Origin of the sequence: uncultured Microbacterium sp., assembly GCF_963528945.1 — a bacterium.
Taxonomy (GTDB): domain Bacteria; phylum Actinomycetota; class Actinomycetes; order Actinomycetales; family Microbacteriaceae; genus Microbacterium.
This window is the reverse complement of sequence record NZ_CAURWX010000001.1, coordinates 213,227-232,995: the sequence shown is the minus strand read 5'-3', so window position 1 is coordinate 232,995 and position 19,769 is coordinate 213,227. Positions and strand designations below refer to the sequence as shown.

At 68.6% G+C, this 19,769-nt stretch carries 14 protein-coding genes and 3 tRNA genes; 4 read left to right on the top strand and 13 right to left on the bottom strand.

The window, feature by feature from the left end:
- The first annotated feature begins 19 nt into the window (after nucleotides 1–19).
- From RWS82_RS01005 to RWS82_RS00995, 3 genes are read left to right on the top strand one after another with little or no spacing between them, the layout of a single operon-like run.
- Nucleotides 20–457, top strand: a complete 438-nt coding sequence (locus RWS82_RS01005; protein WP_314645946.1) for an SRPBCC family protein — start codon at nucleotides 20–22, stop codon at nucleotides 455–457.
- A 43-nt stretch (nucleotides 458–500) separates the two neighbouring features.
- Complete coding sequence (locus RWS82_RS01000; RefSeq protein ID WP_314645944.1) at nucleotides 501–1,634, top strand: aromatic acid exporter family protein; 1,134 nt, start codon at nucleotides 501–503, stop codon at nucleotides 1,632–1,634.
- A gap of 59 nt (nucleotides 1,635–1,693) precedes the next feature.
- Complete coding sequence (locus RWS82_RS00995; RefSeq protein WP_314645941.1) at nucleotides 1,694–2,230, top strand: hypothetical protein; 537 nt, start codon at nucleotides 1,694–1,696, stop codon at nucleotides 2,228–2,230.
- 219 nt (nucleotides 2,231–2,449) lie between these two features.
- Here the strand turns inward: RWS82_RS00995 and RWS82_RS00990 are convergent.
- The 7 genes from RWS82_RS00990 to RWS82_RS00960 form a co-directional block, all read right to left on the bottom strand.
- Nucleotides 2,450–2,523, bottom strand: a tRNA-Met gene (locus RWS82_RS00990).
- 34 nt (nucleotides 2,524–2,557) lie between these two features.
- A tRNA-Thr gene (locus RWS82_RS00985) sits at nucleotides 2,558–2,629 on the bottom strand.
- Nucleotides 2,630–2,697: 68 nt separating this feature from the next.
- A complete protein-coding gene (locus RWS82_RS00980; protein ID WP_314645940.1) occupies nucleotides 2,698–3,945 on the bottom strand; it encodes a M23 family metallopeptidase in 1,248 nt (415 codons plus the stop codon).
- A gap of 122 nt (nucleotides 3,946–4,067) precedes the next feature.
- Nucleotides 4,068–4,865, bottom strand: coding sequence for an inositol monophosphatase family protein (locus tag RWS82_RS00975; protein ID WP_314645938.1), 798 nt, complete (start codon nucleotides 4,863–4,865; stop codon nucleotides 4,068–4,070).
- Complete coding sequence (locus RWS82_RS00970; RefSeq protein WP_314645937.1) at nucleotides 4,862–5,905, bottom strand: hypothetical protein; 1,044 nt, start codon at nucleotides 5,903–5,905, stop codon at nucleotides 4,862–4,864. The genes RWS82_RS00975 and RWS82_RS00970 overlap by 4 nt, the downstream gene beginning before the upstream one ends.
- 115 nt (nucleotides 5,906–6,020) lie before the next feature.
- On the bottom strand, nucleotides 6,021–6,818 hold the full coding sequence (locus RWS82_RS00965; protein ID WP_314645935.1) for an enoyl-CoA hydratase/isomerase family protein: 798 nt from the start codon (nucleotides 6,816–6,818) through the stop codon (nucleotides 6,021–6,023).
- Nucleotides 6,819–6,863: 45 nt separating this feature from the next.
- Nucleotides 6,864–7,355: an FBP domain-containing protein gene (locus tag RWS82_RS00960; RefSeq protein WP_314645934.1), complete on the bottom strand. Its 492-nt coding sequence runs from the start codon at nucleotides 7,353–7,355 to the stop codon at nucleotides 6,864–6,866.
- A gap of 99 nt (nucleotides 7,356–7,454) precedes the next feature.
- Between RWS82_RS00960 and RWS82_RS00955 the strand changes: the two genes are divergently transcribed.
- Nucleotides 7,455–8,213 carry an SDR family oxidoreductase gene (locus RWS82_RS00955; RefSeq protein WP_314645932.1) on the top strand — a complete coding sequence of 253 codons (759 nt, stop codon included), beginning with the start codon at nucleotides 7,455–7,457 and terminating at the stop codon, nucleotides 8,211–8,213.
- A gap of 40 nt (nucleotides 8,214–8,253) precedes the next feature.
- On the opposite strand, the gene RWS82_RS00950 is transcribed toward RWS82_RS00955, so the two are convergent.
- From RWS82_RS00950 to RWS82_RS00925, 6 genes are all read right to left on the bottom strand, one after another.
- A tRNA-Tyr gene (locus tag RWS82_RS00950) sits at nucleotides 8,254–8,338 on the bottom strand.
- Nucleotides 8,339–8,424: 86 nt separating this feature from the next.
- Entirely contained in the window at nucleotides 8,425–9,351 is a 927-nt protein-coding gene (locus RWS82_RS00945) for a PfkB family carbohydrate kinase (protein WP_314645931.1), read from the bottom strand.
- A gap of 96 nt (nucleotides 9,352–9,447) precedes the next feature.
- Nucleotides 9,448–13,323 carry a DNA-directed RNA polymerase subunit beta' gene (gene rpoC / locus RWS82_RS00940; protein WP_314645929.1) on the bottom strand — a complete coding sequence of 1,292 codons (3,876 nt, stop codon included), beginning with the start codon at nucleotides 13,321–13,323 and terminating at the stop codon, nucleotides 9,448–9,450.
- Between the two features lie 78 nt (nucleotides 13,324–13,401).
- Nucleotides 13,402–16,902 (bottom strand): DNA-directed RNA polymerase subunit beta, encoded by a 3,501-nt coding sequence (locus tag RWS82_RS00935; RefSeq protein ID WP_314645927.1) that lies wholly within the window; start codon nucleotides 16,900–16,902, stop codon nucleotides 13,402–13,404.
- Between the two features lie 231 nt (nucleotides 16,903–17,133).
- Entirely contained in the window at nucleotides 17,134–18,804 is a 1,671-nt protein-coding gene (locus RWS82_RS00930) for an ABC transporter ATP-binding protein (protein ID WP_314645925.1), read from the bottom strand.
- Nucleotides 18,801–19,751, bottom strand: coding sequence for an ABC transporter permease (locus RWS82_RS00925; RefSeq protein WP_314645922.1), 951 nt, complete (start codon nucleotides 19,749–19,751; stop codon nucleotides 18,801–18,803). Before RWS82_RS00925 ends, RWS82_RS00930 begins: the two co-directional genes overlap by 4 nt.
- Nucleotides 19,752–19,769 lie beyond the last annotated feature (18 nt).

The following is a 19,769-nucleotide window of genomic DNA, read 5'->3' as shown; positions in this document are numbered from 1 at the left end:
TCCCCGCACGATGGGAGGCATGGCCAAGAACGTGCGAACCATGGACTGCCGCCCCGCCGACGTCTTCACGGTGCTCGAGAACGGATGGCTCTACCCCTCGTGGGTGGTGGGCGCGTCGCGCATGCGCGACGTCGACGCGACGTGGCCCCAGGTGGGCTCGAAGCTGCATCATTCGGTGGGCGTCTGGCCCGCGCTGCTCAACGACAGCACAGTCGTGGAGGAGTGGGACCCGCCGCGTCGCATGGTGATCCGCGCGAAGGGCTGGCCGATCGGCGAGGCGCGCGTCACGTTGCGCGTGCGGCCGTGGGGTGAGGGGTCGATGGTTCGTATCGACGAGGAACCGGTGAAGGGTCCGGCAACGCTGGTGCCGGGCTTCCTGACGGCGCCCATGCTGAAGTTCCGGAACGCGGAGACCCTCAACCGGCTCGCCTTCCTCGCCGAGGGGCATGCCCGATGAGGCTTGCGCCAGCGCCGCGCGAGCGCGGGTCCCGCCACCGCTGATGCGTCGAATCCTCCCCTCCTTCGCCTCGGGGGTGCGCGCGGCGGTGCAGCCCGCACGACTGCTGCTCGTCGCCAAGACCGCGATCGCCGTGGGACTCGCGTGGACCATCGCCCCGCACATGCCGGGGGTCGCCGACGAGTACCCGTACTACGCGCCCCTCGGGGCGCTCGTGAGCATGTACCCCACGCTGATGAGCTCGGCGAAGTCGAGCCTCCAGACGGTTCTGGGGTTGGCGGCCGGAATCGGTCTCGCCAGCGTCATCGTGCTCACCGTCGGTCCGACCTGGTGGTCGATACCCCTCGTCGTGGGGCTCGGAGTACTCGTCTCGGGAACGGGATGGTTCGGCGTCGGTCAGGAGTACGTCCCGATGGCGGCGCTGTTCGTGCTGATCATCGGCGGGCAGAACGCCGACGATTACTCCCTCGGCTACCTGTCGCAGATGTCGGTCGGCGTCGTTATCGGCCTCATCGTGAACCTCGCGATCGCCCCGGCACCGCTGACCGCGCAGGCAGCGGCCCAGTTGGACAGCTTCCGCGCGCGCCTCTCGTCGCACCTGCACGACATCGGAGAGGCCGTGACCGACTCGTGGCCACCGGAGAGGCAGCAGTGGGCCGATGACGCCGTCTCTCTCGCCGAGACCTCGCGCTCGGTGCGCGCCGCGCTCGTCGAGGCTGACGAGAGTCTGCGGGGGAATCCGAGAGCGTGGCGCCGGCGCCCCTCCACCGACGACGCGCACGCGCAGCTCGAGGCGCTCGACCGGATCTCGCAGCAGATCCGCGACATCTCCGAGACGATCGCCGACACGATCTGGGATCGCCCCGGCGCAATCGACCTCGATCCGGCACTCCCCCACCCGCTCGCGGCCGCGTGCCATGCGGTGGCGGATGCTCTGGCCATCGACGATCGGGAATCCCCCGAGGCGCATCGTGCGCGCGGTCACGCGGCCCGCGCCGTGCGCAAGCTCGTGGAGGCCGTCGACGAGACGACCCGAGCCGCGGGTCGCACGATGGGCCCCGGCGTCCTGGCCGCCATGCACCTCCGGCGCATCCTGATCCTCAGCCGTCCGCGCACGGGCGAGAGCCCGGCGGATGCCCCGGAGACGGAGGAGCCCCGGGCCGACGAGCGGGAGTGATGGTCGGCGGCCCTGCGCCCGCCGATGAACACGTCAGATGCCCGGCGTACGGTGAACTCGTGACCTTCCGCCCCGCTGACCGCGTCTTCGTCGACGAGTCGAAAGCACGGGGATACTTCGTCGTGGCGACTGCGGTGGGGGCGGGGGAGCTCCAGCCAGCCGAGCGAGTGCTTCGGGGTCTGCTCAAGCCCGGCCAACGACGGCTCCACTTCAAGAGCGAGAGCGATAGTCGGCGCCGACAGATCCTCTCGCGTATCTGCACTCTCGACGTGCGGGTATCCGCGTGGGTCGTCACGCAGCGTCCGGACCGAGAGGCGCGGCCGCTCTCACTCGGCGCTCTCTCCGAGGAGGCTGTCCGCGCCGGCGTGGCGCAGCTGATCATCGAACGAGATGAGTCTCTCGAGCGCGCGGACCGCCGGCTGATCGCAGACGCGATCCGCCGGGCGGGCTCGTCTGAGATGCAATACCGACACGTCGCTCCGCATGAGCATCCGTTGCTGTGGGTGAGCGACGCCGTCGCGTGGTGCTTCACCAATGGCGGAGATTGGGTTCGTCGCGTGGAACCCGTCGTCGCATCTCGGATCACCCGCCTGTAGAGACACGTGAGCCTGGCTCGTCATACCGTCCGGAAGACTGCCAGGCTCCGAGGGCTAGTGCCCGCCGCACCATCATTGTATCGCGCCGCCCTCCTGGCCAGCCAGTCGCGATACGTGCTCTCGATGCCTCGGTCTGCGGCGTCCAGGTCGCCGCCATGCGCGTCTTGAGGATGAACGCGCATACGACAAAATCCCCGGGGAACCGGGGGTTTCATTCTGTAGCAGGAGCGGGGCTTGAACCCGCGACCTCACGATTATGAGTCGTGCGCTCTGACCAGCTGAGCTACCCTGCCGCGACGCATCCGCGTTCTGCAGGCGGTTGCTGCGAGCCCCGAGTCAGGATTGAACTGACGACCCCTTCCTTACCATGGAAGTGCTCTGCCACTGAGCTATCGGGGCGTGCTGCCCCTCGCGGGGCAACCACACGAGAATACCATCACTGTGGCGTCCTCATGAAATCGAGTCGGTCAGTACTCGTATCGACCGGCATTCGCCTTGAGCCACGGCATCGGGTCGATGGTCGAACCGTTGACGATGAGCTCGAAGTGCATGTGCGCGCCGTACGAACGACCGGTGTTGCCGGTCTTTCCGATGACCGTGCCGACGGTGACCTTGTCGCCGGCCTGCACCTGGAGCGAGCCGTACTGCATGTGCGAGTAGTGGCTCGTGATGACCTCGCCGTCGATGACGTGGTCGATGTAGACGGTGACACCGTACGCGCCACCCTGCTCGGTGGCGATGCGCACCGTGCCGTCGGCGATCGCCTGGACGGGGGCGCCGTTGCCGGGCACGAAGTCGATTCCCTCGTGCAGACGGCCGCTGCGCATGCCGTAGCCATAGCTCATACCCACGCCCACGAGGAACGGCCACTGGATGGCGGCTTCGGGGTCGTTGGTGAAGATCTCGTTCGAGTAGTTGATGCCCTGCTCGGCAGCGACGTCGATCATCGAGATGGTGCTGAAGGCGTCGGACCGCGTGAGGGTCTGGTTCTTCACCTCGGACGAGGTGACGAACGCCTGGATCTCGTCGTCGGCGGCAGCCTTCTTCGTGTCGGCGGCGACCAGCGACGTCGAGGCGGAAGTCGTGCCCTGCACGGCGGCGACGGCCTCGGCGGGGAGGGTCATCGAGACGGCGAGGAGTCCGGCGATCCCCATGACCCCGACGGTGGCGCCGAGCGCGACGGCCTTGCGGAGGCGGGTGCGGCGACGAGCGACATGAGGGGTCGAGACGACGTCGCGAGGAGCGGCGGCGGGCTCATCCGCGGCCGCTGTGGAGTCCGCTCCGCCGACCTGCGCATCGGTCGAGGTCGTCGCGGCGGGGTCGAACGCCGACCCGCGCAGAGCGGCGCATGCCTGCTCGAACGCGTCGACGAGGCTGCTCTCCGCCGAAGCGGGGGCGTCGACGGGCGCCGCGGTCTCGGCGTCGGGGACGTCGGTCGGCTCGGGACTGGGCGTCTCGAGCACACCGACGTTCTCGATCTCGTCGACGACGTCTTCATTGGGAACGACGGCCGGCGGGGTCACCGAGGTGGCGAGGGCTGCGGCGATCAGCCGCTCACGGGCGGCTCGGCGGGAGGTCGGCGAGACGGCGGGCTCGGACGAGGATGCTGTCGCGTGCGTCGTCGCTCGCGCCGCGGGGGCCTCGACGGCCGCAGTGCGGAGTCGACTGGAGCGGCGCGTGGGCGCGGACTCAGCCTGGGGATTCTCGAAGGGCAAAACGATTCTCTCGGGGTCGTACGTCAAGCTCGGGGGGGTTCGTCTGGTCTTTCACCTTCGGGTGATGAAAGTAACGATCGCATAAACCCTACCCTGCGACGGCTGGGAAAGCCATGAGTCGTTCAACTTTGGGTGATCCTCGCGAGGATCACATCGTGGAGCGCCGCGGCACCGGCCACGACAAGGGGACGGGGAGTGTCGAGATCGGTCCGCGAGACGATGCCCCCGGCCTCGCGTACGAGCAGGGCGCCGGCGGCGAAGTCCCAGGGCTTGAGTCCCCGTTCGAAGTAGCCGTCGAGGCGGCCGGCCGCGACGTAGGCCAGGTCGAGGGCGGCCGCCCCCATCCGCCGAAGATCGCGGGCGATCGGCATGACCCGTCGCACGGTGGCGATGTCGCCGTCATGGGTGGCGGGGTCGTACCCGAACCCGGTGGCGAGCAGTGCGCCGGCCTCGTTCTGCCCCGACACCTCGAGCCGGACGCCGTCGAGCCAGGCGCCCTCACCCTGCGATGCCGAGAACATCTCGTCGAGAGCCGGGGCGAACACGGCACCCGCGAGGTACTCCCACGTCGCCGGGTCCGCTCCCCCGCGCACGGCGGCGATGCTGACGTTGTAGGCGGGGATCCCCGCGGCGTAGTTCACCGTTCCGTCGATCGGGTCGACCACCCAGGTGATGCCGCTCTCGCCCGCGGAGGCGTCGGACTCCTCGCCGAGGAAGCCGTCCTGCGGACGCTCGTCCGCCAGCCGACCGCGGATGAGCGCCTCGACCTCGCGGTCGGCGTCGGTGACGATGTCGGCGAGAGAGCTCTTCGTGGCCGCGAGCTGCACTCCCTCGCGTCGGCGCCGTCGTGCGAGCTCGCCCGCCTCGCGCGCCACGTCGACCGCGAGGTCGCGGAGAGCGACGGGGGTATCCGCACTCATCGCGGGGGCAGCGGTGCGGGCGGCGGCGGGAACGATCCGGGCTCGCCCGGGGCCGATCCCGTCGGCGGGGTGGGTTCGTGTTGCGCGGGCGCATCCGGACGCGGCGGCGTGGTCGGCGACTGCTGCGGCATCGGGGGCTGCTGAGGCCACGTGGGCTGTGCCGACTGAGGCTGCGGCACGGCGCGCTGCGGATCCATGTACGCCGTGGCCGGAGCGGGGGGCTCCGCCGCGACGGGGAAAGGCACCGCCGGAACGGCCGGGAGGGCGGCCTGAGCAGGGAACGGCGTGGGCTGCCCCGTGTAGTACGCGTTCCAGTCGGGCGAACCGTCGGGCAGCGCGGGGAGCGGGGTCACGCCGTCGGCGTAGGTCGGCCAGGCCAGCGGGGCGCCCGCGCGCGGAGCCGCGGTGGCGGGCTTCTTCGGGGCGAACAGCGCGTTCAGCAACGGCACCAGGGTGGTGCCCACCGCAGCGAGGATCGTGAGAGCCGTGACGATGCGCCAGTAGAGTTCGGGGTAGTCGAAGCTGTCGGGGAAGGTGAGGTAGAACACGAGCATCCCGACGAGCGCTCCGAGCAGTACCACCGTGACGATGTGGATCACCCGGTTGAACGTGCTCGGGTGGCGGTAGGCCGCGGGGGTGAACAGTCGCACGTGCAGCAGGGCGAGCTGCAGGATGCCCACGACCAGCAGCAGCTGGAAGAAGCGTCCGGCGCCGTCGAAGTAGTAGCCCTGCTCGGGAAGCCAGATCTTGAAGGCTCCGACGATAAGCGCGATGATCCACGTGACCATGCTCGTCAGCGCGAGCCAGTCCGGGCGCTTCGGGGCGAGACTCGCCTCGAGGATCGCGATGCCCGCGAACCCGGCGAAGAGGACGATCGTGAGGAACGCCCGTCCGATCAGTCCGTCCTGGTCACCGATCAGCACCCAGACGACGCATACGAGCGCCGCGGCGATCAGCGCGCCGATGGCGATCCAGATCGCTCCCCGGATCAGCAGGGATGTGTTCTTCTTCTCGCTGGCCACGGTCTCCGGCTGGGACATGACGATCCTCTCGTTCGGCGGCGATGCCCTCATCCTGCCATGCACACCGCACGCCGCGCGGCCGCACACCCGGCAGGAACCGAACCCGCCCGAAACGAAAGGTGTGGAGGACGAGTCAACCCGCGCGGCGCGCTGAGGCGGCCGCGAAGGCGGCGATGCGGGCCTGCGCGTCGGGAGTCTCGAGCGAAGCGCCGATCGTCTGCGCCTCCACCTCCAGCTGCTCGACGAACGTGCGCTCGGGGCGTGCGCGCACGAGCTGCTTCGCGCGGCCATAGGCCTCAGCCGCGCCCTTCAGCCAGAAGCGCGCCACCTCCTCCGCTCGCGCGCGCACCGCCGCCCCCTCGGTCTCGGCATCCGCTCCGGCCACCTGCTCGGCGACGAGCCCCCACTCCACGGCCTCGCCGGCCGAGAGCAGACGATCCTGCAGCACGAGTTGCAACGCCCGACGCTGGCCCACCGCCTGCGCGAGCTGCGCCGAGACCGAGAGGTCGGGTGTCAGGCCGATGTTCGCGTACAGACTGCCCAGTCGCGACCGCGACCCCACGACGGCGTAGTCACTGCTGAGCAAGATGCCCAGGCCGCCGCCCGCGGTCGTGCCGTGGGCGGCGGCCACCACGGGCACCGCCGACTCGGTGAGAGAACGGATGCCGTCGTTGATGACCCGGGCCAACGCGGTGATCTCGTCACCGGAGTCGCCGCGCGACGCCATGTCGATCACGTCGCCGCCCGCGCAGAACGACGGACCCGCGGCATCGATCAGCACCGCCCGTACGTCGTCTCGCCCGACGGCCTCCGCTGTCGCATCGCGCCACCCGTGCGCGAGATCGGCGTTGAAGGCGTTCAGGCGCTCCGGCCTATTCAGCGTGAGGCGGGCCAGCCCCTCATCGACGGACAGCAGGATGGCATCGCTCATGGCATCTCCTTCGAGCACGGGACGGTGCCTTCAGCGTATCCGCGATCAGGACTGCTCCCACACGTGCGAGACGAAGGTCTCCATGCGCCGCCGCGTGCCATCGAGACGGAAATCGACCTGCCCGGCGGCACGAACCTCGTTCGGGGCGAGGGGATGCGCCAGCCGCACGTTGTCGTGGCACGACAGGTCGGCGCACATGTAGGTGCCGAACGAGTTGCCCCGCTCCCCCGCCTCGCCCGCTCGACGGGCCGAGAAGAGGGTCACCTGGTTGCCGGGCTGCATGATCCGGCAGATGTTGCACATCCCCGAACGGCTGCGTCCGGGGTCGGAGGCGCGCAGCACCACCCCGACCACTCGCCCGTCATGCGGGATCAGCACGTAACCGCGGCGGGACGCACCAGGGTCGCGCCAGGCGAAGAAGTCGAGGTAGTCCCAGTCGACGAGAAGGAAGTCGTGCGGCATCTCCATGATGCGGAGGTCTTCGGCATCCGCGTTCACGAACGAGGCACGGACGTCGGCTTCGGTGAGCGGTCGCATCCCTCCAGTCTAGGAAGTCCACACCGGGGACGGGGCCGCCTGCCGCGGCCAGCCGCGTCGGGTCGGTCGACGGCCTAGCCTGGACGCGGAGGCACACACATGGCACACGCTCTCGTCACCGGGGCATCCCGGGGAATCGGACGGGCGACCGCGATCGCCCTCAGCGCACGCGGCGACCGCGTGGCCGTGCACTACGGCCGGGATCGCGACGCCGCTGAGCAGACACTGTCGATGCTGCAGGGCGAGGGCCACCACCTCGTGGGCGGGGACCTCGCCGACCCGGAAGCGGCGCAGGATGTCGTGGATGCCGCTTCCACCGCCCTCGGCACCATCGATCTGCTCGTCAACAACGCCGCCACCGCACCGAGTGCGGAGACGTTCCACCGCGTCGACGGCATCGACTATGCGGGGTGGCAGCGGGTCTGGCGACGCATGATCGACGTCGACCTGCTCGGCGTCGCGAACGTCACCTACCTCGTCGCCGACGCCCTGATCGCCGCGAAGCGACCGGGCACCATCGTCAACGTCGGTTCCCGCGGCGCCACGCGCGGCGAACCCGACTTCCCCGCCTACGGTGCGGCGAAAGCCGGGCTGCACGCCTTCGGCCAGTCGATGGCCGTGGCACTCGCACCGCACGGCATCTCGGTCGCGACCGTCGCCCCGGGGTTCGTCGCGACCGACCGGCAGCACGAGCGCCTGGCCGGACCCGACGGCGACGCGGTGCGCGCGCAGAGTCCCTTCGGCCGGGTGGGCACGCCCGAAGAAGTCGCCGCAGCGATCCTCTACCTGAGCTCCCCCGAGGCGCAGTGGGCATCGGGAGCCGTGCTCGACCTCAACGGCGCCTCGCACCTGCGGTGACGACGAAGCCCGGACCTCATAGGAGGACCGGGCTTCTCAATGGTGGCGAGTGAGGGATTCGAACCCCCGAATGCAGTGCAGTCTGATTTACAGTCAGATCCCTTTGGCCGCTTGGGTAACTCGCCAGAGCGCACCCGTCCGACTTGGACAGCCAACCGGGGGCACGAGAATTCATCATACCCGCCCAGGGCGAGCAGATGAAATCGAGACATCAGCTCCCGAAGACGCCGCGCTCCGACTCCGCCAGCGACTCGGGCGTGCGCAGCAGGCCACCCTCCGAACGGCAGGTCGCGGCGGCGACGTCCATCGCCCGCACGAGCAGCGCACGCCAATCCTCCGGCCCCCGCGGAGGCGCCGACACGAGCCCGGCGGCCACCGCCGCGAGCGTCGCGTCACCCGCGCCGACCGTGTCGACGATGCGCCCGGGAAGCTGCGAGATCGGGGCGGCTGACGTTCCGGCATCCGTCTCGATCACGGCCCCGTCCGCGCCGGCGGTCGCGAGCACCGCCGCGACGCCGGAGGCGCGCAGGCGCGAGCGCAGCGCATCGAGGTCGCCGTCGTACAGCAGCGTCGCGTCGTCGGCTCCGACCTTCACGAGCGCAGCCGACGCCGCGATGCGCTCGAAGCCCTGCACGAACGCCTCGGCGTCGCGCAGCATGCCCGCTCGGGGGTTCGGGTCGATCGCCAGATGGGCCCCAGCCACCGCCTCGGCCAGGGCGTCGACCTCGTCGTTCTCGTCGAACGGGAAGCAGCTGACGGCGACCAGCGCGGCATCGGCGATGGCCTGGCGCGCGTCGTCGGAGTAGCGGATGCTGCGGTTCCGGGCCGCTGCGTTGAACGCGTACTGCGGCTCACCCGAGGCGGAACGCTCGACGATCGCGCGCGAAGATCCGTGCGGGGCCTCCCCTGCGATCAGACGCACGCCGTGGTCGTCGAGGTACTCGCGGATGTGGTCGCCGGCCTCGTCGTCGCCGACCATGGCGATCAGCGTCGTCGGCACACCCAAGCGGCGCAGACCGACGGCGACGTTCAACGCCGCACCGCCCACCAGCTCGCGGATGCCGGATGCGTCGCGGATCTCGTCGATCAGCGCGTCTCCGATGACGACGGCCGACCCCGGGGAAGTCTCAGTGCTCACCCGCCGACACTATCGCGCCGCGCGGGTACGACGAAGGCCCCGAGCAGGAGCCCGGGGCCTTCGTTCACATCGTCACCTCCTCGGAGGCGCCGTCACTCAGTTGTAGGTGCCGGGGGTGATGTCGTCCGTCGAGAACGCGTCGAAGTCGACGTAGCCGAAGTCGCCGTCGGAGTACGCCCCGTCGGATGCGAAGATCCGGTTCGGGTAGCGCTCGCTCTTGGCCTCCTCGGTCGCCTCGACCGTGACGTTGCGGTACTTCGAGAGACCGGTTCCGGCGGGGATGAGCTTTCCGATGATGACGTTCTCCTTGAGACCGACCAGCGGGTCGCGCTTGCCCTCCATGGCGGCCTGCGTGAGCACGCGGGTCGTCTCCTGGAAGGACGCGGCCGACAGCCACGACTCGGTCGCGAGCGACGCCTTCGTGATACCCATCAGCTCCGGGCGGCCCGACGCGGGGCGCTTGCCCTCGGCCACGGCCTCGCGGTTGATCTGCTGGTAACGCTTCAGGTCGACCATCTCACCCGGGAGCAGGGTCGTGTCGGCGTGGTCGACGACGGTGACCTTGCGGAGCATCTGTCGCACGATGACCTCGATGTGCTTGTCGTGGATCGGCACACCCTGCGAGCGGTACACGCCCTGCACGCCGCCGACGAGGTACCTCTGCACCTCGCGGGCACCCATGACACGCATGACCTCCTTGGGGTCGAGCGTGCCGACCTGCAGGGGCTGACCGACCGTGACGTGCTGGCCGTCCTCGACGAGGAGCGTCGCACGCTTCAGCACCGGGTAGACCACTGCCTCGTCGCCGTTGTCGGGCGTGAGGATGACCTTCTTGGCCTTGTCGGTCTCGTCGATCGTGATGCGGCCATCGGCCTCAGCGATCGGCGACGCGCCCTTGGGGGTACGCGCCTCGAAGAGCTCCTGCACACGGGGCAGACCCTGCGTGATGTCATCCGCCGATGCCGAACCACCGGTGTGGAAGGTACGCATCGTCAGCTGGGTACCGGGCTCACCGATCGACTGGGCCGCGATGATGCCGACGGCCTCGCCGATGTCGACGGTCTTGCCGGTCGCGAGCGAACGGCCGTAGCACTGCGCGCACACACCGACGGCGGAGTCGCAGGTCAGGACCGAACGGACCTTGATGGTCTCGACGCCCGCGGCGACCAGACGGTCGATGAGCACGTCGCCCACGTCGTCACCGGCAGCGGCGAGAACCTCGCCCTTGCTGTCGACGACCTCCGAGGAGAGGGTACGAGCGAACACCGAGTTCTCGACGTTCGCATCGCGGACGAGAGTTCCGGTCGAGTCGACCGCGGCGATCGGGAGCTCGAGGCCCTTCGACGTGCCGCAGTCCTCTTCGCGGATGATGACATCCTGCGAGACATCCACCAGACGACGGGTCAGGTAACCCGAGTCGGCGGTACGCAGAGCGGTGTCGGCGAGACCCTTACGGGTACCGTGCGTCGCGATGAAGTACTCCGCCACCGACAGACCCTCGCGGTACGAGGAGATGATCGGACGCGGGATGATCTCACCCTTGGGGTTGTTCACCAGACCACGCATACCGGCGATGTTCCGGATCTGCAGCCAGTTACCACGAGCACCCGACGACACCATGCGGTTGATGGTGTTGTCCTCGGGGAAGTTCGCCTTCATCGCGGCCTGGACCTCGTCGGTCGCCTCGGTCCAGATCTTGATGAGCTCCTGACGACGCTCGGTGTCGGTCGTGAGGCCCTTCTCGTACTGGGACTGGACCTTCGCGGCCTGCTTCTCGTAACCCGCGACGATCTCGGCCTTGTTCGGCGGCGTGAGGATGTCGCTCAGTGCGACGGTCACACCGGAACGGGTGGCCCAGTAGAAGCCGGCATCCTTGATGCGGTCCAGCGACGCGGCGGTCTCGACCTTGGGGTACTCCTCGGCCAGCTTGTTGACGATCTGCGACAGCTTGTTCTTGTCGGCCTGCTCGCGCACGAAGGGGTAGCCCTTCGGCAGCGTGTCGTTGAAGATCGCCTGACCCAGCGAGGCGTCCACGAGACCGTGGCGCTCGTAGCCCTCGGGGGCTTCGCCCTCGAGGAACGTCAGACCGGGGATGCGGATGCGGATCTTCGCCTGCAGGTCGAGGGTGCCCTCGTCCTTCGCCAGGATCGCCTCGCCCACCGAACCGAACGCACGACCCTCACCGGCAGCGCCCTCCTTGACCGTGGTCAGGTGGTGCAGACCGATGATCATGTCCTGCGAGGGCAGGGTGACCGGACGGCCGTCCGACGGCTTGAGGATGTTGTTCGACGCGAGCATGAGCACGCGGGCCTCGGCCTGAGCCTCGACCGACAGCGGCAGGTGCACGGCCATCTGGTCACCGTCGAAGTCGGCGTTGAACGCCGCGCAGACGAGCGGGTGCAGCTGGATGGCCTTGCCCTCGACGAGCTGAGGCTCGAACGCCTGGATGCCGAGACGGTGCAGGGTGGGTGCACGGTTCAGCAGCACGGGACGCTCGCGGATGATCTCCTCGAGCACGTCCCAGACCTCGGGACGCGTGCGCTCGACGGCGCGCTTCGCGGCCTTGATGTTCTGCGAGTGGCCCAGGTCGATCAGGCGCTTGATGACGAACGGCTTGAAGAGCTCCAGAGCCATCTGCTTGGGCAGACCGCACTGGTGCAGCTTCAGCTGCGGGCCGACGATGATGACCGAACGGCCCGAGTAGTCGACGCGCTTGCCGAGCAGGTTCTGACGGAAACGACCCTGCTTACCCTTGAGCATGTCGCTGAGCGACTTCAGGGCGCGGTTGCCGGTACCGGTGACGGGGCGACCACGGCGGCCGTTGTCGAACAGTGCGTCGACGGCCTCCTGCAGCATCCGCTTCTCGTTGTTGACGATGATCTCGGGGGCACCGAGGTCGATCAGACGACGCAGACGGTTGTTGCGGTTGATCACGCGGCGGTACAGGTCGTTCAGGTCGGAGGTCGCGAAGCGGCCACCGTCGAGCTGCACCATCGGACGCAGCTCCGGCGGGATCACCGGCACCACGTCGAGGACCATCGCGGCCGGGCTCATGCCGGTCTCGAGGAACGAGCTGACGACCTTGAGGCGCTTGATCGCACGGATCTTGCGCTGGCCCTTGCCCTCCGAGATCTGCAGACGCAGGTTCTCGGCCTCGGCGGCCAGGTCGAACGACTCCAGGCGACGCTTGATCGACTCGGCGCCCATGTGGGCCTCGAAGTACTGACCGAAGCGGTCCTGCAGCTCGTGGAAGACGTCGTCCTCGGGGCGGAGGGCGCCGACCTCGAGCGTGCGGAAGTCCTCCCACACGCGCTCGAGCTTGGCGATCGCGTCGTCTGCACCCTTGCGGATGAGCGACATCTCCTTCTCGGCGGCGTCCTTGACCTTCTTCTTGGCGTCGGCCTTCGCACCCTCGGACTCGAGAGCGGCCAGCTCCTCCTCGAGGCGCGCGAGGCGCTCTGCGATCTTCGAGTCACGGCGGTCGCCGAGCGTCTTGATCTCGAGGCGGATGTTGTTCTCCTGCGTGCCCAGGTCGCGGTGACGAGCATCCTCGTCGACCGAGATCACCATGTACGCGGCGAAGTAGATGACCTTCTCGAGGTCCTTCGGCGCCATGTCGAGCAGGTAGCCCAGACGCGAGGGGACACCCTTGAAGTACCAGATGTGGGTGACGGGTGCGGCGAGCTCGATGTGGCCCATGCGCTCACGACGCACGGAGGACTTGGTGACCTCCACGCCGCAGCGCTCGCAGACGATGCCCTTGAAGCGGACGCGCTTGTACTTTCCGCAGGCGCACTCCCAGTCGCGGGACGGTCCGAAGATCTGCTCTCCGAAGAGGCCGTCCTTCTCGGGCTTGAGGGTGCGGTAGTTGATGGTTTCGGGCTTCTTGACCTCGCCGTAGGACCACGCGCGGATGTGGTCTGCGGTCGCCAGGCCGATGCGAAGCTCATCGAAAGTTGTGGACTCGAGCACTAGTTCTCCTGTGTCGGAAATTCTGTTTGAGAAGTCTGCGCCGGTGCGCCCGGGAATGGACCCGGGCGCACCCGCGGATTAGATCTCGTCGATCGAGGCGGCCTCGAAGCGGCTGGAGATGTTGATACCGAGTTCCTCTGCGGCGCGGAACGCCTCGTCGTCGGTGTCGCGGAGGTTCACCAGCGTGCCGTCGGCCGAGAGCACCTCGACGTTCAGGCAGAGCGACTGCATCTCCTTCATGAGCACCTTGAAGGACTCGGGGATGCCCGGCTCCTGGATGTTCTCGCCCTTGACGATCGCCTCGTACACCTTGACGCGGCCGAGGATGTCGTCGGACTTGATCGTGAGGAGCTCCTGGAGCGCGTACGCGGCGCCGTAGGCCTCGAGGGCCCACACCTCCATCTCACCGAAGCGCTGTCCACCGAACTGCGCCTTACCACCGAGCGGCTGCTGGGTGATCATCGAGTACGGACCCGTCGAACGTGCGTGGATCTTGTCGTCGACCAGGTGGTGCAGCTTCAGGATGTACATGTAGCCGACCGAGATGGGCGCAGGGAACGGCTCGCCGGAGCGGCCGTCGAACAGCTGCGTCTTGCCGGACGAGTCGATCAGGCGCACGCCGTCGCGGGTCGGGAGCGTCGAGTCGAGCAGACCGGAGATCTCCTCCTCCGACGCGCCGTCGAACACCGGGGTCGCGACCTTGGTGCCGGGAGCCGCCTCGAAGGCCTGCTCCGGAAGACGCACGGCCCACTCGGGGGTGCCCTCGACCTTCCAGCCCTGCTTCGCGATCCACCCGAGGTGCGTCTCGAGCACCTGGCCGAAGTTCATTCGACCGGGGATGCCGAGCGGGTTCAGCACGATGTCGACCGGGGTTCCGTCCGCGAGGAACGGCATGTCCTCGATCGGGAGGATCTTCGCGATGACACCCTTGTTGCCGTGACGGCCGGCGAGCTTGTCACCCTCGGTGATCTTGCGCTTCTGGGCGATGTAGACCACGACGCGGCGGTTCACGCCGGAGCCGAGCTCGTCGTCGCCGTCCTCGGCGTTGAACTCCTTGACGGCGATGATCGTGCCCTGCTCACCGTGCGGCACCTTGAGCGACGTGTCGCGCACCTCGCGGCTCTTCTCGTTGAAGATCGCGCGGAGCAGACGCTCCTCGGCCGACAGCTCGGTCTCGCCCTTCGGCGTGACCTTGCCGACGAGGATGTCGCCGGGGCGGACCTCGGCGCCGATGCGGATGATGCCGCGCTCGTCGAGGTCCTTCAGCAGCTCGGGGCTGACGTTGGGGAGGTCACGGGTGATCTCCTCCTTGCCGAGCTTCGTGTCGCGGGCGTCGACCTCGTACTCCTCGATGTGGATCGAGGAGAGGGTGTCGTCCTTCACCAGGTCCTGGCTGAGGATGATCGCGTCCTCGAAGTTGTAGCCCTCCCACGTCATGAAGGCGACGAGGAGGTTCTTGCCGAGGGCGAGCTCGCCGTTCTCGGTGGCGGGGCCATCGGCGATGACCTCTCCGACCTCGACGCGCTCACCGGCGCTGACGACGACCTTCTGGTTGTACGACGTGCCCTGGTTGGAGCGGTCGAACTTGCGCAGGTGGTACTCCTGCGTGCCGCCCTCGTCGAGCATGACGACGACGCGGTCTGCGGAGACCTCGGAGACGACACCGGCCTTCTCGGCGGTGAGCACGTCACCGGCGTCGATGGCCGTGTAGCCCTCCATACCGGTTCCGACGAGCGGCGAGTCGCTGCGCAGCAGCGGCACGGCCTGACGCTGCATGTTGGCGCCCATGAGCGCGCGCTGCGCGTCGTCGTGCTCGAGGAAGGGCACGAGCGAGGTCGCGACCGACACCATCTGGCGCGGCGAGACATCGATGTAGCCGATCTCCTCGGGCAGGAACAGGTCGACCTCCCCGCTACCGCCCTTGGGGCGCGCGAGCACGTGGCTCTCGCGGAAGCGACCCTTCGCATCGAGCGGCGCGTTGGCCTGCGCGATGTTGAAGTCGACCTCCTCCGACGCGGTGAGGTAGTCGATCTGCTCGGTCACGACACCGTCGACGACCTTGCGGTACGGGGTCTCGATGAAGCCGAACGAGTTGATGCGCGCGAACGTCGCGAGCGCACCGATCAGGCCGATGTTCGGGCCTTCCGGAGTCTCGATCGGGCACATGCGGCCGTAGTGCGACGGGTGCACGTCACGGACCTCGACGCCGGCGCGGTCACGCGAGAGACCACCGGGGCCGAGCGCCGAGAGGCGGCGCTTGTTGGTCAGACCCGCGAGCGGGTTGTTCTGGTCCATGAACTGCGACAGCTGCGAGGTTCCGAAGAACTCCTTGATCGCGGCGACGACGGGGCGCACGTTGATCAGCGTCTGCGGCGTGATGGCCTCGATGTCCTGCGTGGTCATGCGCTCGCGGACGACGCGCTCCATGCGGGACAGACCCGTGCGGACCTGGTTCTGGATCAGCTCGCCGACCGCGCGGATGCGACGGTTGCCGAAGTTGTCGATGTCGTCGGTGGCGATGCGGATGTCGGCCTTCTTGCCGCCGCGGATGCCCTCGAACGTCTCGGTGCCGGCGTGGATGCGCACCAGGTACTTGATGGTCGCGACGATGTCGTCGACCGTGAGCACCGAGTCGGTGAGCGCGGCGTCGAGGCCCAGCTTGTGGTTGATCTTGTAGCGACCCACCTTGGCCAGGTCGTAGCGCTTCGGGTTGAAGTAGAAGTTGTCGAGCAGCGCGCGTGCGGCCTCGGCGGCGACCTGCTCGCCCGGACGCAGCTTGCGGTAGATGTCGCGCAGCGCGTCTTCCTTGGTGACGATCGTGTCCTTGGCGAGCGTCTCCTCGATGGAGGGGAAGCCGGCGAACTCGGCGAGGATCTCCTCGCTCGTCATGCCCAGGGCCTTGAGGAAGACGGTGACCGACTGCTTGCGCTTGCGGTCGATGCGCACGCCGACCTGGTCGCGCTTGTCGATCTCGAACTCGAGCCACGCACCGCGGCTCGGGATGACGCGCGCCGAGACGATGTCCTTGTCGGACGTCTTGTCGGGGGTCTTGTCGAAGTAGACACCGGGCGAACGCACGAGCTGCGAGACGACGACGCGCTCGGAGCCGTTGATGATGAACGTGCCCTTGTCGGTCTGCAGCGGGAAGTCGCCCATGAAGACCGTCTGGGTCTTGATCTCACCCGTGAGGTGGTTCATGAACTCGGCCTCGACGTACAGCGGGGCGGCGTAAGTCTTGCCGCGCTCCTTGCACTCCTCGATCGAGTACTTCTCGGGCTCGAGGTACGGGTTCGTGAACGAGAGCTGCATGGTCTCGCCCAGGTCCTCGATCGGGGAGATCTCCTCGAAGATCTCGCCCAGACCGCTGACCTCGTTGACGTCGGTGCGTCCGGCGGCCTGAGCCTCGGCGACGCGGGCCTTCCAGGCCTCGTTGCCGACGAGCCAGCCGAAGGACTCGGTCTGCAGGGCCAGGAGGTCGGGGACAGTCAGCGTGTCGGAGATCTTGGCGAACGAGAGGCGGGAAGCTCCGCGTCCGTTCTTGGTGGTGGTGGATGTGGATGCGTTGCGAGCAGCAGCCAAGGGAATAACCTCCGTGAGCCCCGCAGGGCTTCTCGATTCCTTTGTCGTCAGGTGGAGTGTGCGCTCAGAAGCTCAGAGGAATGCCGACCACCATATGAGGGCATGGAGAAGCGAGCGCAACTACCAACTATAGACAGGAATCCGCGACATGGCAAGCGCAATCCTTGACCAATCTCGGATGCTGCGGTATTGGCATCCTGCCGCCCCGCTCCGCTGGGGAGCGGGGCGGGGTCAGGAGGCGATGTGCAGCTCGTTGCCCGGGATCGACGCCAGGAGGCGCCGCGTGTACGGGTCGCGCGGGTTCGTGAAGATCTCCTCCGACGATGCCGCCTCGACCAGCGCGCCGTCCTTCATCACGCACACGTAGTCGCTGATCAGACGCACGACGGCGAGGTCGTGCGAGATGAAGAGGTAGCTCAGCCCGTACTCGCGCTGCAGGTCGCCGAGCAGCGTGAGGATCTGGTCCTGCACCAGCACGTCCAGCGCCGACACCGGCTCGTCGCACACGATGAGGTCGGGCGAGAGCGCGAGCGCCCGGGCGATCGCGACGCGCTGCCGCTGACCGCCCGAGAGCTCGGACGGGTACCGGCGCAGCATCGACTGCGGCAGCGCCACGTCGTCGAGCAGCTGCCGCACGCGCGCGCGGCGCTCGGCCCCGCTCCCCCGTTTGTAGAAGTCGAGGGGCTCGGCGATCAGGCGCTCGATCGTGAACATCGGGTTCAGGCTCGAGTACGGGTCCTGGAAGATCGGCTGCACCCGCTGGCGGAAGTCGCGCGTCTCGGCTCGACTGAGCGACGAGACGTCCTTCCCCTCGAAGCGGATGAGACCGCTGGTCGGCTCGACCAGCTTCAACAGCATCCGCGCGGTCGTCGTCTTGCCCGACCCCGACTCCCCCACGATGGCCACGGTCTCGCCGCGGGGGATCGCCAGGGAGACGTCCTTCACCGCGACGAAGTCCTCGCCACGACCGCGCACCGGGTAGACCTTGGTGAGACCCTCGATCTCGACGATGTGGTCGACCGGGGCATCCGACGTCTGCTGCGCCGTCTCCGCCTCGACGACGAACGTCTCCGGACGCAGACGCGCGACGGCCACCGACGGCGCCGCCTGCACGAGCGACTGCGTGTACGGATGGCGCGGCGCCTCGAGGATCTGCCGAGCCGGCCCCTGCTCGACGACCTTGCCGCGGTGCATCACGACGACCCGCTCCGCGCGCTCCGCCGCGAGCCCGAGGTCGTGGGTGATGAGCAGCACAGCGGTGCCCAGCTCGCGGGTCATCGCGCCGATCTGGTCGAGGATGGTCTGCTGCACCGTCACGTCGAGAGCGCTGGTCGGCTCGTCGGCGATGAGCAGGCGCGGTTTGCAGGCCAGACCGATCGCGATGAGCGCGCGCTGCCGCATGCCGCCCGAGAACTCGTGCGGGTACTGCTTCGCGCGACGCTCCGGGTCGGGCAGCCCGGCGGCGGTCAGCGCCTCGACGACCTTCGACTGCACGTTCTGGCGAGTGGCGAGTCCGTGCGCGAGCAGCGTCTCGGCGACCTGCGTGCCGATCTTCGCCACCGGGTTCAGGTTCGACATCGGGTCTTGCGGGACGAGTCCGATGTCGCGGCCGCGGATCTGCCGCATCTCGCCTTCCGAGGCGTGCGAGATGTCGCGGCCGTCGAGGCGGATGCTCCCGCTCGCGACCTTGCCTCCGCCGGCGAGCAGCCCGATGATGGCCATCGCCGTGGTCGACTTGCCCGACCCGGACTCGCCGACGATGGCGACCGTCTCGCCCGGGCGGATCTCGAGGTCGACGCCCTCGACCGCGTGCACGACGCCGTCGATGGTGGTGAAGTCGACGGCGAGGCCCTCGACCGACAGCAGCGGCTCGCCGCTCATGGTGTTCTCCTGAAGGGTCATCGGGCACGCGTCCTCGGGTCCATGGCCTCGCGGAGCGCCTCGCCCAGCAGCGTGAAGCCGAGGGCGGTCACCGCGATGCAGATGCCGGGGAGGAACGCCAGCCAGGGGGCGATCGACAGCTCGGCCTGCGCGTAGGTGAGCATGCGGCCCCACTCGGCGGACTCGGGGCGTCCACCGCCGAGTCCGAGGAACGACAGCGCGGCGGCGTCGATGACCGCGGTCGCCAGCGTCAGGGTGCCCTGCACGATCACCGGGCCGATGGCGTTCGGCAGCACGTGCGACATGGTGATGCGGCCGCGACCGAGCCCGAGGGTCTGCGCCGAGAGCACGTAGTCGCTGGAGCGCTGCTGCAGCATCGACGCCCGCAGCAGGCGGGCGAAGATCGGCACCTGCGAGGCTCCGATCGCGATCATGACGGCGAACGGCGTCTGCCCGAGGATCGCCGCGATCGAGACGGCGAGCAGCAGGTTCGGCACCGACAGGATGATGTCGACCACGCGCATGATGATCGTGTCGACCCATCCGCCGAAGGTGCCGGCGACGAGGCCGAGCAGCATGCCGCCGACGAGACCCATCGCCGTCGAGATGACGCCGACGAGCAGCGACGCCCGCGCGCCCCAGATGAGCTTGGAGAGCACGTCGCCGCCGAAGCGGTCGAGACCGAGCGGGAACTGCGCGAGCTCCCCCGGGCCGGGGATGTACGTCGGGGTGATGAACTTCGCGCCGGGAAGGGCGGTCTCGGGGTACGGCGCGAGCAGCGGGGCGAGACCGGCGACGAGCAGGAACGCCAGCACGATGACGGCACCGATCCAGGCCGTCGGGTTGTGGCGGATGCGGCGGAACACGTCGCGCCAGAACCCGCCGGGTCCTTCCTTGATCCCGGCCTGGGCGACGGCGACGGTGTCGATGACCTCGCCGCCCTGGGCGGGTGGGAGTGCGACGCTCATGCGACGGCCTCCTTTCGA

What these genes read in the sequence shown, in the direction of transcription:
- RWS82_RS00960 (WP_314645934.1), bottom strand. Translation starts at nt 7,355, where the DNA reads ATGCGACCGCTCACCGAAGCCGACGTCCGTGCCTCGTTCGTGAACGCG.
- RWS82_RS00925 (WP_314645922.1), bottom strand. Translation starts at nt 19,751, where the DNA reads ATGAGCGTCGCACTCCCACCCGCCCAGGGCGGCGAGGTCATCGACACC.
- RWS82_RS00955 (WP_314645932.1), top strand. Translation starts at nt 7,455, where the DNA reads ATGGCACACGCTCTCGTCACCGGGGCATCCCGGGGAATCGGACGGGCG.
- RWS82_RS01000 (WP_314645944.1), top strand. Translation starts at nt 501, where the DNA reads ATGCGTCGAATCCTCCCCTCCTTCGCCTCGGGGGTGCGCGCGGCGGTG.
- RWS82_RS01005 (WP_314645946.1), top strand. Translation starts at nt 20, where the DNA reads ATGGCCAAGAACGTGCGAACCATGGACTGCCGCCCCGCCGACGTCTTC.
- RWS82_RS00975 (WP_314645938.1), bottom strand. Translation starts at nt 4,865, where the DNA reads ATGAGTGCGGATACCCCCGTCGCTCTCCGCGACCTCGCGGTCGACGTG.
- RWS82_RS00965 (WP_314645935.1), bottom strand. Translation starts at nt 6,818, where the DNA reads ATGAGCGATGCCATCCTGCTGTCCGTCGATGAGGGGCTGGCCCGCCTC.
- RWS82_RS00930 (WP_314645925.1), bottom strand. Translation starts at nt 18,804, where the DNA reads ATGACCCTTCAGGAGAACACCATGAGCGGCGAGCCGCTGCTGTCGGTC.
- RWS82_RS00970 (WP_314645937.1), bottom strand. Translation starts at nt 5,905, where the DNA reads ATGTCCCAGCCGGAGACCGTGGCCAGCGAGAAGAAGAACACATCCCTG.